The sequence below is a fragment of the Proteus sp. G2300 genome (assembly GCF_009915965.1).
Classification (GTDB): Bacteria; Pseudomonadota; Gammaproteobacteria; order Enterobacterales; family Enterobacteriaceae; genus Proteus; species Proteus vulgaris.
In genome coordinates, this window is the sequence record NZ_JAABNK010000007.1 from 19,082 (window position 1) to 35,603 (window position 16,522).

Sequence of the window (16,522 nt, forward strand, 5' to 3'; positions counted from 1 at the left end):
AGGTACAAAGACACCTATTTTTAGTAGGTGTCTTTAACTTCTTAATAATTACAAATTAGTGGAATACATTAATTGCACTGACTAAGTAATTCGTTTGTACCTTCATTTCACCTGAAATCATCGAAGCCTTAGAAACATAGTTGGCATTTTCATGCGTAATCAATTCCAGTTTTTCAACTGCTCGACCTAATTCTTTTAGACCCGCACTTTGTTCTGAAGACGCTAGGCTAATTTCACCAATTAAATCTGTCACATTTTTGACATGTACAACAATATCCTCCATTGTACCGACCGTCTCATTGACTTGTTTTGAACCCACTTTGATATTGCTACTTGAATCACCAATCAATTTTTTAATCTCTTTGGCGGCTTCTGCACTACGCTGTGCTAATTCCCTCACTTCAGTCGCCACCACCGAAAAACCTCGTCCTTGTTCACCGGCTCTGGCAGCTTCTACTGAAGCATTCAATGCAAGAATATTGGTTTGAAAAGCAATGCTGTCGATAACACCAATAATATTACTAATACGCTCTGAACTCTTTGCGATATCATTCATTGTATTCGCGATATTATCCATGGCATTACCTCCCTTTATCGCCGCATCACAGGTGATATTAGAAAGGTTATTTGCCTGACCCGCAGTTTCACTATTATTACTTACTGCCGTAGTAAGCTCATTCATCGTCGATGCTGTTGCTTCAACATTACTGGCTGTTTGTTCCGTTCTTACATATAAATCACGATTACCAGCAGCTAATTGATCACAAGAAATATCGACTTGATGAATTTGATGACTTACATCATTAACTAACCAACGAAACATTCGCCCTAACTGATTAACTGAGCGCTGTGTCATCCCAATTTCATCAATCCGATTAAGATAAGCAACGTTATGTTCATCTCCTGTCGCAACACGATTAGCCTGTTCATTTAATCGAATTATTGGCTTTACAATTTGAAAATAAAGAATGCGTTCATTAGCTATTAGCAATAACAGCAATACAACGACATGCATCAAAAGGACATAACCAGATAAACCAGCAAACCATGCACTTAATAGCATAAATGGTAATGGTAGTAGAATAAAAAAGCGAAGGCGTTTCTTTAATGAAATAGTTTGATTCCATGAGCGCCAACGTTGCCACCCTTTATAAACAAAAGCACCTTTTAAAAAGGTGTGAGAGGGATATTTACCTTGATTAAATGCATCATAAAGCGCTGAAGCTTGAGCTATTTCTTCTTTTTTTGCATAGGTTCTTACTGACATAAAACTTTGAATTTTACCTTGACGAATAATAGGGGTGATATTGGCCCTTACCCAATAGTGATCGCCATTTTTACGTCTATTTTTAACGATCCCAGTCCAAACCTCGCCTTGTTTTAAGGTTTTCCACATATCCTTAAAGACTTCTGAAGGGATATCAGGATGTCGGACAATATTATGGGGTTTTCCCACCAGCTCTTCGACTGAAAACCCACTGGCCTCGACGAAATCCTCGTTGGCATAAATAATATTGCCATCAAGATCTGTCGTCGACATCAGTGTTGCGTTTTCAGAGACCGGGTATTCTCGCTGTGTCACCGGTTGATTGTTACGCATTAGTTACTCTCCTCGATATTGAAATTAGAATATCTCAACAAAAAAACACGACCTAAATAACTAACGTTTCGGCCGTTAGGAGAATAACTTTAGTAATAAGTGTAAATACCTAAATTTAAATATTAATTTTTTGAATCAGTTCAAATTTTTTAATTATCCAGGCTATTAATTAATGCTTGTGAACTTAGCACTAATGTCTTTGCACACTCATCACGTTTCTTCAATAACGCCATAAAAATAAGATCTGTGATTGTATTTTGTGCTGTACGCGAAGAAATTGAAGCACTCCGCCACTCACCTTCATCCGCAATTGTTTCTAATATATAATCAGAAATTCTTCCTAATGGAGAGTGCTTTTCTCCTGTAATCGCAATGATTTTAGCTCCTTGTTTTTTAGCCACCGAGGCTGCAACTAGCATATCTTTTCTTTTGCCACTATAAGAAATCACTATCTGTAAATCCTTTGGACTTAACATTTGTGCAACAGATATTTGAACATGATGATCTGTTTCAATCAGAGTTGTTATTCCTATTTTTTGTAATTTATAACTTAAATCTCTTGCGACTAATCCAGAGCCACCAATACCGATAATTTGAACTCGTTGAGCCTCATCAATAAGTTGGATCACCTTTTCGAAATGAAGGTAATTTATTTGACGAGTTGTATCGCTAATTGAATTATTTTTCTCTTGAGCTAACTTTTGTGCAATAACCACTAAGCTATCTTCAGAGCCTATTTGATTATGCAATATGCTAGGGTTTGTCCCTGAATTTGCATTTTTTCGACCCAGCTCTTCACTGATAGCCAGTTTCAAAGAAGGGAAGCCTTTAAATCCTATTTTTTGACTAAATTTAACAATAGCAGATTGGCTAACCCCCATTATTTCAGCAAGCTGTTGTGATGAAAGAGTGACTATTTTTTCTGGATTATCTAAAATATAGTCCGCTATTTTTCGCTGATTTGTAGCCATACCTGGCTTTATCCAGGCTATTTTCGTTAATGTTGGCATAATGACAATATCCACTTCGAGTACTATATCGTGATATATGAGATTGTTCTTGATAAAGAATTTGATGCCTAAAGTTATTTAGATTTTTCAGAATAAACCAAATAAAAATAGAACATAAACAATAGGTTATAAAAGTTAATATTGTTATTATTATAATACTTACTTTTATAATGGTTCTATAATTCTCTTTTCTATCCGTCTTTGTTCATTAACCGCTATATTCTATAATGCTTAATTTATTTTTTTCCAACTTTTAATAATAATTTATTCTTTTTGGTCAATAAGAGAATATAAATTCAATTTATATCTTCAATAATATTGCGTTTTTAAATGCTTCCATTAAGTTAATAACAATTAGAAAACACACTAAAAACGGATGTACAATAAAATTCTCTTTAATTACAAACAGTAAAAGGGAATAAATAATTCCTTTAGAAGATGATTTATTTCTCCATTCTAAGGGATAAATAAAGAGAAATAAAAAATAACATACTTAAAGACTAAAATTTATATATAACCATTGAAAATAACCAAACGCCATTTTATATAATGTGACTATTTTAACATGAATACACACAACAATGGGTGTTCGTAGCTCTCTCTTTTTATAGATGAATACTCTTTTTTTGATACATATCTAAAGAGATCGTTCCAACCAATCTTAAAAAAAACTCATTTTAATAAAAAAAGTTAGGTTACATATTGATTTATAACTATTTTATTGATTTACCCTATCCAGATTAGCGGTACACAGAGCGCGGTTAATAGCCCCATTGAGATATTGAAAATAAACCAAGAACGCCTACTTTGTAAAAACAGACTAATTAGCGTTCCACCTAATATCCAAACAATACCCGCAACAAAATTAACAATAACCATAATAACGCTGATCGCAATAACAGAGCCAAAATAAGCATCACCCGATAAACTAAAACTCCCCACGGCCCCTAATCCCATCATCCACGCTTTTGGATTAAGAAATTGTAATAATCCACCTTGAAACCCACTGACTGCTTGCGATGTTTTTGCTGGAATATCTAAACGCTGATAAGATGATGTTGCTGTTTTCCAAGCAAGCCAAAGTAAGTATGCACTCCCGACTATCTTTAATCCTATATGTAATGCAGGATAAATAATCAGTAATGCAGCAACACCAAATGCTGAGCTAAGTAAAACACATTGCATACCCAGCATAATACCCGCCATAAGCCTTAATGAGCCTTTAAAACCGACATTAGCACCTGATGAAGTAAGCAATAAGTTGTTGGGACCAGGTGTAATAGCGGCAATAAACAGGAAAACCGTTAAAGAAAAAATAAGGCTAATGGTCATGGTGAGAGCTCAAAGATGTGACAGATGTTTTATTTTCACCGAAAATAGCAGTATGTTATTTAGCAAACAAGTGTTAATTCATTTTGATAGACGGAAAATATGTCTCAATACTTTAATCCAATGCGTTGGGCTAAAAATCCACATTTACAAACGCTTTTACCAAGAATAGTGCGTAGAACACCACTATTAACGCCTTATTGGCAACGGCTAAACCTTCCTGATAATGATTTTGTCGATTTGGCATGGAGTGAAGATCCTAAAATGGCACTTGATAAACCACGATTAGTGATCTTTCATGGTTTAGAAGGAAGCTTTAGCAGTCCTTATGTCCATGGCATGTTATCAGCAGCCAAAGAGAGAGGCTGGTTAAGTGTTGTAATGCATTTTAGAGGATGCAGTGGTGAACCCAATAGACAAAAACGCATCTATCACTCAGGTGAAACCGAAGATGCTCGCTATTTTTTAAATTGGCTAAAACAGGAGTTTGGTAAACAACCTACAGCAGCCGTCGGCTACTCTCTTGGCGGTAATATGCTTGCTTATTACCTTGCTGAAAGTGGTGAGAGTGCCGTTGTAGATGCTGCTGTTATTGTATCAGCACCATTAATGCTAGAACCTTGTTCAACCAAAATTGAACATGGGTTTTCCCGTTTTTATCAATGGTATCTATTAAAAGGGCTAAAAAGTAACGCGACACGCAAGCTGATCCGCTACCCAGAATCATTACCGATCAGCTTATTGACGATAAAGTCGATCAAAAAGCTGCGTCAGTTTGACGACCTTATTACATCCAAAATTCACGGATTTAAAGATGCGTTAGATTATTATCGCCAATGCAGTGCATTGCCTTTATTAAATAAAATAAAGAAAACAACGCTTATCATTCATGCTAAAGATGATCCTTTCATGTCTGCGGATGTAATTCCAGATATCACAACACTACCTAATAATATTGAGTATCAACTTACCGAATTTGGTGGGCATGTGGGGTTTGTCAGCGGAAAACTCTCGAAACCAGTGATGTGGCTTGAGAGTCGGATACCTGACTGGTTATCCGCTTATTTGGAGAAAACCCAATGATAATACCTTGGAACGAACTTTCCACAGAGACACTAGATAATCTTATTGAAAGTTTCGTTTTACGAGAAGGCACAGATTATGGTATCCAAGAAAAGACGCTTGAACAAAAAGTCGCCGACGTAAAAAAACAACTTAAATCTGGCGAGGCCGTGTTAGTTTGGTCTGAGCTTCATGAAAGCGTCAATATTATGCCTGCCTCGCAATTTCGCTCTGATTAGTTACCCAGAGCGTAATATCGCCATCAATAAGGGCTAACCTTATTTTGCAAAAGGATAACCTATGTCAGTCAAACATCCTATCATCGCCGTTACGGGCTCAAGTGGTGCAGGAACCACCACAACAAGCCAAGCTTTTCGTAAAATATTCCAACAACTTAGTGCAAATGCCGCATTAATTGATGGAGACAGTTTTCATCGTTATACTCGCCCTGAAATGGATATGGCGATAAGAAAAGCCAAAGAGCAGGGTCGACATATTAGCTATTTTGGCCCTGAAGCAAATGATTTTAGCCTACTGAGTTCCACATTCAGCCACTATAGCGAAACAGGACAAGGTCAATCACGTAAATATTTACACTCTTATGATGAAGCGACCCCCTACAACCAATTACCAGGAACATTTACTCCTTGGGAACCATTACCCGATAATACCGATGTTCTCTTTTATGAAGGGTTACACGGAGGTGTTGTCACCAACGAACATAATGTTGCACAACATGTTGATTTACTGGTTGGTGTTGTCCCTATTGTGAACCTTGAATGGATACAAAAGCTTATCCGAGATACTACTGAACGAGGACACTCACAAGAAGCGGTTCGAGATTCTGTTGTTCGCTCAATGGATGATTATATTAACTACATCATTCCACAATTTTCGCGTACCCACATCAACTTCCAACGAGTGCCTACTGTCGATACATCAAACCCATTTTCAGCTAAAGCTATCCCAACACTCGATGAAAGTTTTATTGTTATTCGTTTTCGAGGCTTAACCGATATTGATTTTCCTTATTTACTCGCGATGTTGCATGGCTCATTTATGTCAACAATCAATACGATTGTCGTGCCTGGTGGGAAATTAGGATTAGCAATGGAATTAATTATGGCGCCATTAGTCAAAAAATTATTAAATGGCGAAAAAATCAGTTAACCAAAATAAAATCTATTTCTATAAAAATAATATCCCCTTAATTAAGGGATATTATTTCTAAATTAAACTTTATTTTAAAATATCAAATTTATTCAGCATCTTTTATTTCAAATGAATGTGTAATATTAGCTGCTTTTCCTAACATTAAAGAAACAGAACAATATTTTTCTGCAGATAATTGAACCGCTCGTTCAACAATTTTATCTGTGAGTTCTTTACCTGAAACGATAAAATGCAAATTGATATCAGTGAATAAACGAGGGGCTTCTTCTCGACGCTCTGAAGTTAATTTCACTTCACAATCAGTCACTTGATGACGACCTTTACGTAAAATACTGACGACATCAATAGCACTACATCCACCCGCAGCAATTAAGACCATTTCCATTGGGCTTGGTGCTTTATCACCAGAGTTTCCATCCATCATAATTTGATGACCCGATGAAGATTCCCCAACAAAAGATAAATCTTCAACCCACTTAACGCGTGCTTCCATTTATTTTCCCCTAAACATGACAGAAACTAAAAGAGTACATTCTCATAATTCAACTAGCAATTAGCAAATAGGTTTATTATGCTGACTGCGTAAAACGAGACTTAATGCACTAATTGTGTTAAAAACAATATCTGCTTGATGATAGTGGTTAAGATCAATGCATTATTTTCTCATTTATTATAATCTACTCCATATTAACTTACCGTGTTCTCAGGAAGTTAATAGGTCAAGATAGGATTTTTAAGCACGCTGTCTCAAAAGGGAGCCTATCCGTTTTGAAAGGCTGCATTTAACGTACAGAGGATAACGCGAATGGTTCTCGGCAAGCCGCAAACAGACCCGACTCTTGAATGGTTTTTGTCACACTGCCATATTCACAAATATCCATCCAAGAGCACGCTGATCCACCAAGGTGAGAAAGCGGAAACACTTTATTATATTGTTAAAGGTTCCGTGGCTGTTCTTATTAAAGATGAAGAAGGAAAAGAAATGATCCTCTCCTACCTAAATCAGGGGGATTTCATCGGTGAACTCGGATTATTTGAAGAAGATCAAGAACGTAGTGCATGGGTTAGAGCAAAAACAGCCTGTGAAGTAGCAGAAATTTCCTATAAAAAATTCCGCCAATTAATTCAGGTTAACCCTGACATTCTGATGCGCCTATCAGCTCAAATGGCGAACAGATTACAAACCACATCAGAAAAAGTAGGTAACCTTGCTTTCCTTGATGTAACAGGCCGTATTGCACAAACCTTATTAAACTTAGCAAAACAACCTGATGCGATGACACACCCTGATGGCATGCAAATTAAAATTACACGTCAGGAAATTGGTCAAATCGTGGGTTGTTCACGCGAAACTGTAGGCCGTATTCTTAAAATGCTAGAAGATCAAAACCTGATCTCAGCACACGGTAAAACTATCGTCGTTTACGGAACTCGCTAATTTTCCCCACCCGAACAAACAATAGCTCTATACAAAAGAGCTATTGATAAAAAGAACGGTATGAACCCCATCCTTGCTGATGGGGTTTTTTAATAACTATACCCCTTCTACAAACGCGGCAATGGCGGCTTTTAATGCGACCATCCCCTCTTGTAATTCTTCTTGGGTAATAATTAATGAGGGTGTAAAACGCATAACATCAGCGCCTGCATTTAACATCATTAATCCCTGCTTTGCAGCCAGCCCTAATAATATTTTTGCTTTGCCTTCATATTGTGGTGCGAGTTGTGCGCCAATCAATAATCCTTGCCCACGGATTTGCGAAAAGACGTTGTAGGTTTGATTTATTGCTGTGAGCTCGTCTACAATCCACTGATAGCGCTTTTCTACTCCCTTAAGTACCTCAGGTGTATTGATTAAATCAAAAGCGACATTGCCCACTGCACACGCTAATGGATTCCCCCCATAAGTTGTACCATGAGTTCCTACCCCCATTACTGACGCTATCTCTTGTGTCGTTAACATCGCACTGAGCGGAAAACCACTTCCGAGTGCCTTTGCCGTGGTAATAATGTCTGGTGTCACATCATAATGCATATAAGCAAAAAGCTTACCTGTACGCCCCATACCTGTTTGTACTTCATCAAGGACAAGTAATGCTTGATGTTTATCGCACAGCTCACGTAGCCCTCTCATAAATTCAGGGGTTGCTGCTGTTACACCACCTTCACCTTGTACTGGCTCTAACACAACGGCACAAGTATGATCATCAATAACGGCTTTCACTGCATCTAAATCATTAAAAGGAATATGTACGATATCAGCAGGTTTTGGGCCAAAACCATCGGCGTATTTAGGTTGTCCTCCAACCGATACTGTAAACAAGGTTCGACCATGGAAGGCATGGTGAAAGGCAATAATTTTGGTTTTATAAGGATGATGGCGGGTGATTGCATAATGGCGAGCGAGTTTAAATGCGGCCTCATTTGCTTCGGCGCCAGAATTAGCAAAAAAGACACGTTCTGCAAATGTGTTATCAATGAGCTTTTGTGCTAAACGCAGTGCAGGCTCATTCGTGAAAATATTACTCACATGCCAAAGTTTTTCACTTTGTTCTTTCAATGCTTGATTGAGAGCAGGATGAGCATGTCCTAATGCCAACACGGCAATACCACCAGCAAAATCAATATAAGATTTTCCTTGCTGATCCCAAACTCGACTTCCCACCCCTTTAACAGGAATAAATTCTGCGGGTGAATAAATTGGCAACATTACTTGATCGTAAGTTGCCCGGTTGATACTTTGTTTTGTCATTACCCCACCTGATCGTTATTCGTCTTTAATATGAAAATATAATCACTAAATATGAATAAAAAATCAAATGTGGTTTTGTATAAAAAGGCGTTATTTTGTTATTTAAATACTATCTTATTAATATTTAAGAAAATTATTTAATAACTCATGGCCTTGTTCACTTAAAATACTTTCTGGGTGAAACTGAACCCCTTCAATTGGAAGTGTACGATGACGAATACCCATAATTTCATCAACATTGCCATCATGTTGGCTCCATGCCGTTACTTCAAAAGGCACTGGTAACGTCGTAGCATCTATCACTAAAGAGTGATAGCGCGTTACACTTAAAGGACGATTAAGTCCTTTAAAAACCCCTTGTTGGTTATGGTGTATCAATGAATTTTTACCATGCATAACTTCTCGTGCTCTGATAACAGATGCACCAAAAGCTTGCCCTATTGCTTGATGTCCAAGACAAACGCCAAGAATAGGGATTTCACCGGCAAACCGCTGTATAGCCTCAAGAGAGATCCCGGCTTCATCAGGAGTACAAGGCCCTGGTGAGATAACAAGATGTGCTGGCATCATCTTTTCTATCTCTTTAAGTCCAATCTCATCGTTACGCTTAACAACAACCTCAGCACCCAATTCACAGAAATATTGATAGAGGTTGTAGGTAAACGAGTCGTAATTATCAATAAGTAACAGCATATTAGCCTATCCGACTGATTTTCTTATCATTATTTATTTTATTACTATTTTAAAGCGAGTATGTCTTTGCCAAAATAGCTCGTTGTTTAACCGACTTGGGTACAACAAAGCCGATTATCATAGCACAGGTATAAAATATGAATAGTAAGCAAGAAAACCTGCTGATTTATTGCGCAATAACAAAAAGGGTGGTAATCGACAATAAATAGAGTGATTAATAACGTAGTTAATACTTATTACAGTAGATCACACGAAAAAAGAGGTAATAAAAAATATTTTTTTCATACTAAAAATCCCGGAATGAACAAGCTCATCCCGGTTTATATGCATTTTATCTTATTAGAATACGTAAATATTCTATCCTAATAATGCGCTTATTCTTTTACAACTTCAGCAGATAAAATAGTGACTGTTTTTACTGGTACATTTTGGTAAGGGCCAATATTACGAGTTTGAGCTTGTGAAATTTTATCCACCACGTCCATACCCTTTACCACTTTACCAAATACGGCATAACCAAAATCACGTTGACCGTGATCTAAAAAGGCATTATCAGCTACATTAATGAAAAATTGGCTGGTTGCACTGTCTTTATCTGATGTGCGTGCCATAGCAATAGAGCCTTTTACATTTCGTAACCCATTATCAGCTTCATTTTTAATGGGCGCTCTAGTTTGCTTTTGTTGTAAATCAGCTGTGAAGCCACCACCTTGAACCATAAAACCTGGGATAACACGATGAAAAGTTGTGCCGTTATAGTATCCATCTTCGACATACTGAATAAAGTTTTTCGTTGTTATTGGGGCTTTTTTATTATCCAGTGCTAATTCAATATTGCCTTCAGAGGTGACTAATTTAACGAAGGTTTCTCCCGTTGCCATTGCAAAAGTCGCTGTTGTTAAAGTGCAAGCGGTAACGAAGGTGACAAGAAAACGTTTTAACATGCAGGGATCCTTTACTTTAATAGTCTACAACTTACTTAATATGCAGCGATTCTAATTCGCTGAGGTAAATAGTGCCAATCATTTACCTTTATTTACGCTCAATAAGTCTTATTACGTCATAACAGAGTAAATTTTAATTTTTAAACGCTGTTATAAGTCATTAAATTGCGCCAAAATAGAGCGAATAAATATTTTAGATATTCATTCTCATGCAGAATTGAAATGAGTATGCATGAGAAGCCGCATTATTTCAGAGAGGTTTATACCATAATGGCCCAATTTAATTACCAAAAAGCACATTTCATCATCAGTGCTCCTGATATCCGCCATTTACCGCCAGATACAGGGATTGAAATTGCCTTTGCGGGTCGCTCTAATGCCGGTAAATCCAGTGCTTTAAATGCATTAACCCAACAAAATGGATTAGCAAGAACCAGTAAAACCCCAGGCCGTACTCAATTAATCAACCTCTTTCAAATTGAAGAAGGTTTACGCTTAGTCGATTTACCAGGCTATGGTTATGCCCAAGTTCCTGAAGAAATGAAGCGTAAATGGCAACGTTCTTTAGGTGAATACTTACAAAAAAGAGAGTGCTTAAAAGGTGTTGTTATTTTAATGGATATTCGTCATCCATTAAAAGATCTCGATATGCAAATGATCGACTGGGCTGTTGAATCTGAACTCCCGACACTCGTTTTACTGACTAAAGCAGATAAACTGGCATCTGGTGCCCGTAAACAACAATTAATGAGTGTACGTGCAGCATTAGCGAATAAAGTCGGTGATATTCGTATTGAATATTTTTCGTCATTGAAAAAAATAGGTATTGATAAACTGCGTAACACACTTAATGAATGGTTTTCAGGCACAGAAAAAGCGCCTGTAAACGACGATAACGCTTAATACCGTCTTTGCCCACCAACACTGACTGATCTTTTATTAATGAGGGGAAAATCACCTTTCCCCTTTCACTTCTAGCACAAATCACTTCAGTAAATTTTAGATAAAAAAATGCCCCAGTCGAAATAAAGTCGACTGGGGCAGCTAATATTCAGCTAAATCCGATTACGTGAAGTAAAAGGTCTGAAAGATAGAACATCTTACCTCTGTACCCTACGAGAGATAATGTACTCTATTTTATTGGTTAATAAAAGCCCTTTTGTAATTTTTTTTCACATGCAGACACGATTCAGCCATGTGTTTATGTATTCAAATCATAAATAAATGTAGTTTAATTACATAATTATGAGACTTTAATCACCCATGTGAATATGATTAAAAATAGAACAAATCACACAAAAGGTGCGGTTTATCGTTGATGATTTTGTGATACGCTTACCGCGAGACCGTAGTACATATGTAATTAGCGATAAAATGAGGTATCCATGGCTGTATTAACGCTCCTGCGTTTTCCTGATGAGCGTCTGCGCAGAGTCGCAGTACCAGTGGAAAAAGTAGATGACGAAATACGCACATTAATCGATGACATGATTGAAACCATGTACGCAGAACGAGGTATTGGCTTAGCGGCACCTCAGGTTAATGTATCTAAACGCATTGTTGTTATTGATGTTTCTGACAATAGAGATCAACCGATTGCCCTAATCAATCCTGAAATTGTCAGCACCGGAGATGAAGTGATGGATATGATGGATGGATGTCTATCTATTCCTGATTCTTTTGCCCCCACAGAGCGTTACCGCTTCTTAAAGGTAAAAGCATTAGATAAAAAGGGTAATGAAATTGAATTTGAAGCCTCTGATCTGTTTGCAGGCTGTATTCAACATGAACTAGATCATCTTGATGGCAAACTCTTTATTGACCATTTGTCTCCATTAAAACGTCAACGCATTGAGAAAAAACAAAAGAAATTAAGCAAACTAATCGATTCACAAGTTGCTTAATTATTCACTTATCTCTTTTTCATATTGTGATAAGTTTTGACATAAAAAAGCTCGGTAAAGCACTGAGCTTTTCTTTTTCCTATCTTAATACTAATAAATTCCCGCTGTTTTTCTCGCCATCTCTTATACAATAAATGTAAAACGTATTAGTACATCAATTGAGGTAAAAATGGAAAACAGTCGATTTATGGATTTATGTGAACAACTCAAAACAGCCGGTGCAACTAACCCTAAATCATGGGCAAATAGTGAATTACAAGAAAATATTCCACAATTTGCACGTTTCCTTGTGTTAAAAGGACTCACCAAAATCTATCGTGACGTTGAAGGAAATATCAATGAAATGGATATTTACTCTGATGAAGCCACCGAAGTATATCAAAAGGTAGCATCTCAATTTGATGAGAAAGCGCTTAAAGAACTGCTCCATTTCTATGGTAAATCAATGATAAGCAAGGTGATTAATATGCTTGATGAAGGCTATCTTTATGATGTTAATGACAACGTAGGTTGGTCTTTGATGGAGCTTAATGACAAAGGCACAACAACAGACAGGCTAATCCAAGGTTTGCACGAAGATTTTCTTGAATTTGAAGAGTCAGAGCTTGCTCCTGATACGAAAGCATAAACAAGACAGGGCATAATTTTGTGCCCTGTCTATTGAAACATAGTATTTAAAAATTAATGTGCTTCATCCCAGTTATTACCTACCCCTACTTCAACTTTTAGTGGAATAGCTAATTCCATACTACCTTCCATCAGTTGGTGGATCATGGCATTTGCTTTCTCTAAATAAGACTCTCGTACTTCAAACACCAATTCATCGTGTACTTGCATGATCATATGAACATCATCAGGACATTCATTACAAATCCAGCTATCTACTGTAATCATCGCTTTTTTGATGATATCAGCAGCGGTACCTTGCATTGGCGCATTGATCGCCTCACGCTCTGAAGCTTTACGGCGGATAGCATTCTTTGAATTGATTTCTGGCAAGTAGAGACGGCGCCCATCTAACGTTTCAACATAACCTTGCTCAGAGGCTTGTTTACGTGTGCGCTCCATATAATCTAATACACCTGGATAACGCTCAAAATAGAGATCCATATAACGTTGCGCTTCCCTTCTTTCAACACCAATTTGTTGAGACAAGCCGAACGCACTCATACCGTAAATTAATCCAAAGTTGATTGCTTTCGCGCTACGACGTTGTTCCGAGGTCACCTCATCTAAAGGAATACCAAAAACTTCAGACGCCGTTGCACGGTGGATATCTTTACCTTGAGCAAAAGCATCTAACAAACCTTTATCTTGCGATAAATGCGCCATGATCCGCAATTCAATCTGTGAATAGTCGGCTGCAACAATTTTAAATCCTTCTCGCGCAATAAATGCTTGGCGAATACGGCGTCCTTCTTCATTTCTTACTGGAATATTTTGAAGATTAGGATCACGTGATGATAAACGACCGGTTGCTGTTACAGCTTGATGATAAGAAGTGTGTACACGCTTCGTTTTACTATTCACCATCAATGGCAATTTATCAGTATACGTAGATTTGAGTTTCGCAAGCCCGCGATGTTCTAAAATCAAGCGCGGTAATTCATGACTATGCGCCAACTCTTCTAATACTTCTTCATTAGTTGATGGTGCCCCTTTCGGGGTTTTCTTGATAACAGGTAATTGCAGTTTATCAAACAGGATTTCTTGTAATTGTTTAGGTGAAGAAAGATTAAATTCTTGCCCAGCTAATGCAAACGTCTCCTTTTCAATTTCCGCTAGACGTTGCGTGATTTCTTGAGATTGAGTGGCTAAAACTTGAGCATCAATTAATACCCCTTTGCGTTCCATTCTAGAAAGAACAGGCACTAATGGTATCTCAATATCACAGTAAACATGTTTAAGAGGCTCAATGGCTTCTATTTGAGGATATAGCGCTTGATGGAGTAATAAAGTGATATCGGCATCTTCCGCCGCATATAACGTCGCTTGTTCCACCTCAATTTGGTTGAAAGTCAGCTGGCCTTTACCTTTACCCGCGATCTCTTCGAATGTTGTGGTTTTATGGTTTAAATGCTTGTCTGCTAGCGTATCCATATCATGTCGATTACTGACACTATTTAATACGTAAGATTCCAACATCGTATCAAAATGAATACCATTTAATTCAACGCCTTCATTTTCCATAATACCGCGGTCAAACTTCAGATTCTGTCCAATTTTCAAGATATTTTTATCTTCTAAAATGGGTTTTAATACCGCGAGAACATCATCCACAGGAAGTTGGTCTGGTGCATCTAAATACTCATGACGTAGTGGGATATAAGCTGCTTTACCGGGTTCAATCGCAAACGACATCCCAATTAAACGCGCATCAATATTATTTAAGCTGTCAGTTTCTGTATCGAATGCAAATACAGGGGCTTTTTTAAGAAGCTCAACCCAACGCGCTAAGCTTTCAGGAGTTACAATTGCTTCATAATTCTCTTGTGTGATGACAGGAAAATTTGCTGATGCAGGGACTTCTTTAGATTGAGTCGCTTCTGAGGTATAAGGCACAGCCACTTTTTGTGTACTGCGTTGTGCTAACCAGCCACCATTTTGGAGATCACTTATCCAACGTTTAAATTCGTAACGTGTAAACATCTCTAATAATTGATCTAGATTTGGCTCATTAACGACTAAATCATCAAACGTTTTATCAAGTTCAACATCCGTCTTAATGGTTGCCAATTTATAAGAAAGCTTTGCCACTTTCTCATGCTCAGCCATTTTCGCACCAAGAGTTTTAGCTCCACGAAAACTCAATGTTGCGATATTATCAAGCTGTTGATAAATTTCGTCTAAACTACCCAAACCTTGTAAAAGGCCCAATGCCGTTTTCTCACCCACACCGGGTACACCAGGGATGTTATCTGATGAATCACCCATTAATGCGAGAAAATCAATAATCAGTTCAGGAGGCACACCATATTTTTCTTTCACTTCATCGGGGCCTAAAATAACGTTAGTCATGGTGTTAATCAGCGTGATCTTTGGTGTCACTAACTGCGCCATATCTTTATCACCAGTGCTTATTAGGACATCACGCCCATCAGCGGCTGCTTTTAATGCCAGTGTTCCAATAACGTCATCCGCTTCCACACCTGAAATAGATAATAAAGGTAAACCCATTGCTTGCACCATTTCATGTAAAGGCGCTATTTGTTCACGTAAATCATCCGGCATTGGTGGACGATTAGATTTATATTCCTCATACAACTCATCACGGAATGTTTTACCTTTAGCGTCAAACACAACCGCAACATGGCTTGGTTTATACTGTATAATCAGGCTACGTAACATGTTCAACACACCATACATCGCACCGGTTGGCTCACCTTGGCTATTGGTTAGCGGTGGAAATGCATGATAGGCGCGGTAAAGATATGAGGAGCCATCTACAAGGATAAAGGGGTTTTCTGCTATCTGGACCATAATCTGTTCATCATTGTTCTGAGGTTCGTTGATATGACTAGAATGCCACATCACAGCCCAATAGACGAATATTACCTGTTCTTAAATGTGGAAATTTGGTTTAAAGACTCCATTATTTATTACTAACCGAACTTAGTAGAAAAGAAAAAGCATTAATGATTACGTTAATATGAGTTAACGTACTTTTTAATCAGACAGGACATCTGTTAATCTAATCCTCATTAAAAATAAAAACTAAAAATCAAATTTATGAGTTTGTTTAAAAATGGTTTAGGATAGTGTCATTAATTCATCATAAATATTAATATTCATATTAGTGTCACCTTTTTTTTATTAAAATTTCAACTATTCAGCAAACACCATAATAACCTGTGGATAACTCTGTGAGTAGTTTTTTTATTCTCTCTATATTAATAAGTTACCTTTCTTTTCAATTTATTAACATAATTAAAAAATCAATCACTTAGCGAATTTGTTAAGATATTATAATTTAATAAATACTTTTTTTATTAATGTGGATAGTTATATTATGACAAATTTATGAAAGCAAAAAAAAATAGCACTCCTATTTAGTG

Annotated in this window: 16 protein-coding genes; 7 read left to right on the plus strand and 9 right to left on the minus strand. The window is 37.3% G+C overall.

The window, feature by feature from the left end; translation table 11 throughout:
• Positions 1-55 precede the first annotated feature (55 nt).
• From GWI97_RS05360 to GWI97_RS05370, 3 genes are all read right to left on the minus strand, one after another.
• Complete coding sequence (locus tag GWI97_RS05360; RefSeq protein WP_036933929.1) at positions 56-1,600, minus strand: methyl-accepting chemotaxis protein; 1,545 nt, start codon at positions 1,598-1,600, stop codon at positions 56-58.
• Between the two features lie 149 nt (positions 1,601-1,749).
• Positions 1,750-2,610: an SIS domain-containing protein gene (locus GWI97_RS05365; RefSeq protein WP_036933927.1), complete on the minus strand. Its 861-nt coding sequence runs from the start codon at positions 2,608-2,610 to the stop codon at positions 1,750-1,752.
• A 726-nt stretch (positions 2,611-3,336) separates the two neighbouring features.
• On the minus strand, positions 3,337-3,942 hold the full coding sequence (locus GWI97_RS05370; protein ID WP_036933925.1) for a LysE family translocator: 606 nt from the start codon (positions 3,940-3,942) through the stop codon (positions 3,337-3,339).
• A 99-nt stretch (positions 3,943-4,041) separates the two neighbouring features.
• Between GWI97_RS05370 and GWI97_RS05375 the strand changes: the two genes are divergently transcribed.
• The 3 genes from GWI97_RS05375 to GWI97_RS05385 all read left to right on the plus strand — a co-directional run bounded on the left by GWI97_RS05375 (position 4,042) and on the right by GWI97_RS05385 (position 6,171).
• Entirely contained in the window at positions 4,042-5,022 is a 981-nt protein-coding gene (locus GWI97_RS05375) for a hydrolase (protein WP_036933923.1), read from the plus strand.
• Entirely contained in the window at positions 5,019-5,240 is a 222-nt protein-coding gene (locus tag GWI97_RS05380) for a YheU family protein (RefSeq protein WP_036933921.1), read from the plus strand. The genes GWI97_RS05375 and GWI97_RS05380 overlap by 4 nt, the downstream gene beginning before the upstream one ends.
• Positions 5,241-5,301: 61 nt before the next feature.
• Entirely contained in the window at positions 5,302-6,171 is an 870-nt protein-coding gene (locus GWI97_RS05385) for a phosphoribulokinase (RefSeq protein ID WP_036933919.1), read from the plus strand.
• Positions 6,172-6,259: 88 nt separating this feature from the next.
• Here the strand turns inward: GWI97_RS05385 and GWI97_RS05390 are convergent, their stop codons facing one another.
• The gene (locus tag GWI97_RS05390; protein ID WP_036933917.1) at positions 6,260-6,667 is read right to left on the minus strand and encodes an OsmC family protein; all 408 of its coding nucleotides are present in this window, start codon (positions 6,665-6,667) and stop codon (positions 6,260-6,262) included.
• Between the two features lie 312 nt (positions 6,668-6,979).
• Here GWI97_RS05390 and crp point away from each other — a divergent pair, with 312 nt between their 5' ends.
• Positions 6,980-7,612 carry a cAMP-activated global transcriptional regulator CRP gene (gene crp, locus GWI97_RS05395; RefSeq protein WP_004246872.1) on the plus strand — a complete coding sequence of 211 codons (633 nt, stop codon included), beginning with the start codon at positions 6,980-6,982 and terminating at the stop codon, positions 7,610-7,612.
• A gap of 96 nt (positions 7,613-7,708) precedes the next feature.
• Here the strand turns inward: crp and argD are convergent, their stop codons facing one another.
• The 3 genes from argD to ppiA all read right to left on the minus strand — a co-directional run bounded on the left by argD (position 7,709) and on the right by ppiA (position 10,563).
• A complete protein-coding gene (gene argD, locus GWI97_RS05400) occupies positions 7,709-8,926 on the minus strand; it encodes a bifunctional acetylornithine/succinyldiaminopimelate transaminase (protein ID WP_036933915.1) in 1,218 nt (405 codons plus the stop codon).
• Positions 8,927-9,043: 117 nt separating this feature from the next.
• Entirely contained in the window at positions 9,044-9,619 is a 576-nt protein-coding gene (locus GWI97_RS05405; protein ID WP_036933913.1) for an aminodeoxychorismate synthase component II, read from the minus strand.
• 374 nt (positions 9,620-9,993) lie between these two features.
• Positions 9,994-10,563 carry a peptidylprolyl isomerase A gene (gene ppiA, locus GWI97_RS05410; protein ID WP_036933911.1) on the minus strand — a complete coding sequence of 190 codons (570 nt, stop codon included), beginning with the start codon at positions 10,561-10,563 and terminating at the stop codon, positions 9,994-9,996.
• A 270-nt stretch (positions 10,564-10,833) separates the two neighbouring features.
• On the opposite strand from ppiA, the gene yihA reads away from it, so the two are divergent.
• Complete coding sequence (yihA, locus tag GWI97_RS05415) at positions 10,834-11,466, plus strand: ribosome biogenesis GTP-binding protein YihA/YsxC (RefSeq protein WP_036933909.1); 633 nt, start codon at positions 10,834-10,836, stop codon at positions 11,464-11,466.
• Between the two features lie 148 nt (positions 11,467-11,614).
• On the opposite strand, the gene GWI97_RS18575 is transcribed toward yihA, so the two are convergent.
• Positions 11,615-11,662: a hypothetical protein gene (locus tag GWI97_RS18575; protein ID WP_438361642.1), complete on the minus strand. Its 48-nt coding sequence runs from the start codon at positions 11,660-11,662 to the stop codon at positions 11,615-11,617.
• Between the two features lie 286 nt (positions 11,663-11,948).
• On the opposite strand from GWI97_RS18575, the gene def reads away from it, so the two are divergent.
• Together def and GWI97_RS05425 are read left to right on the plus strand one after the other, a co-directional pair.
• The gene (gene def, locus GWI97_RS05420; RefSeq protein ID WP_036933906.1) at positions 11,949-12,467 is read left to right on the plus strand and encodes a peptide deformylase; all 519 of its coding nucleotides are present in this window, start codon (positions 11,949-11,951) and stop codon (positions 12,465-12,467) included.
• Positions 12,468-12,636: 169 nt separating this feature from the next.
• On the plus strand, positions 12,637-13,095 hold the full coding sequence (locus tag GWI97_RS05425; RefSeq protein ID WP_036933902.1) for a hypothetical protein: 459 nt from the start codon (positions 12,637-12,639) through the stop codon (positions 13,093-13,095).
• Positions 13,096-13,148: 53 nt separating this feature from the next.
• Here the strand turns inward: GWI97_RS05425 and polA are convergent, their stop codons facing one another.
• Positions 13,149-15,947 carry a DNA polymerase I gene (gene polA / locus GWI97_RS05430; RefSeq protein WP_087803753.1) on the minus strand — a complete coding sequence of 933 codons (2,799 nt, stop codon included), beginning with the start codon at positions 15,945-15,947 and terminating at the stop codon, positions 13,149-13,151.
• Between the last annotated feature and the right edge of the window lie 575 nt (positions 15,948-16,522).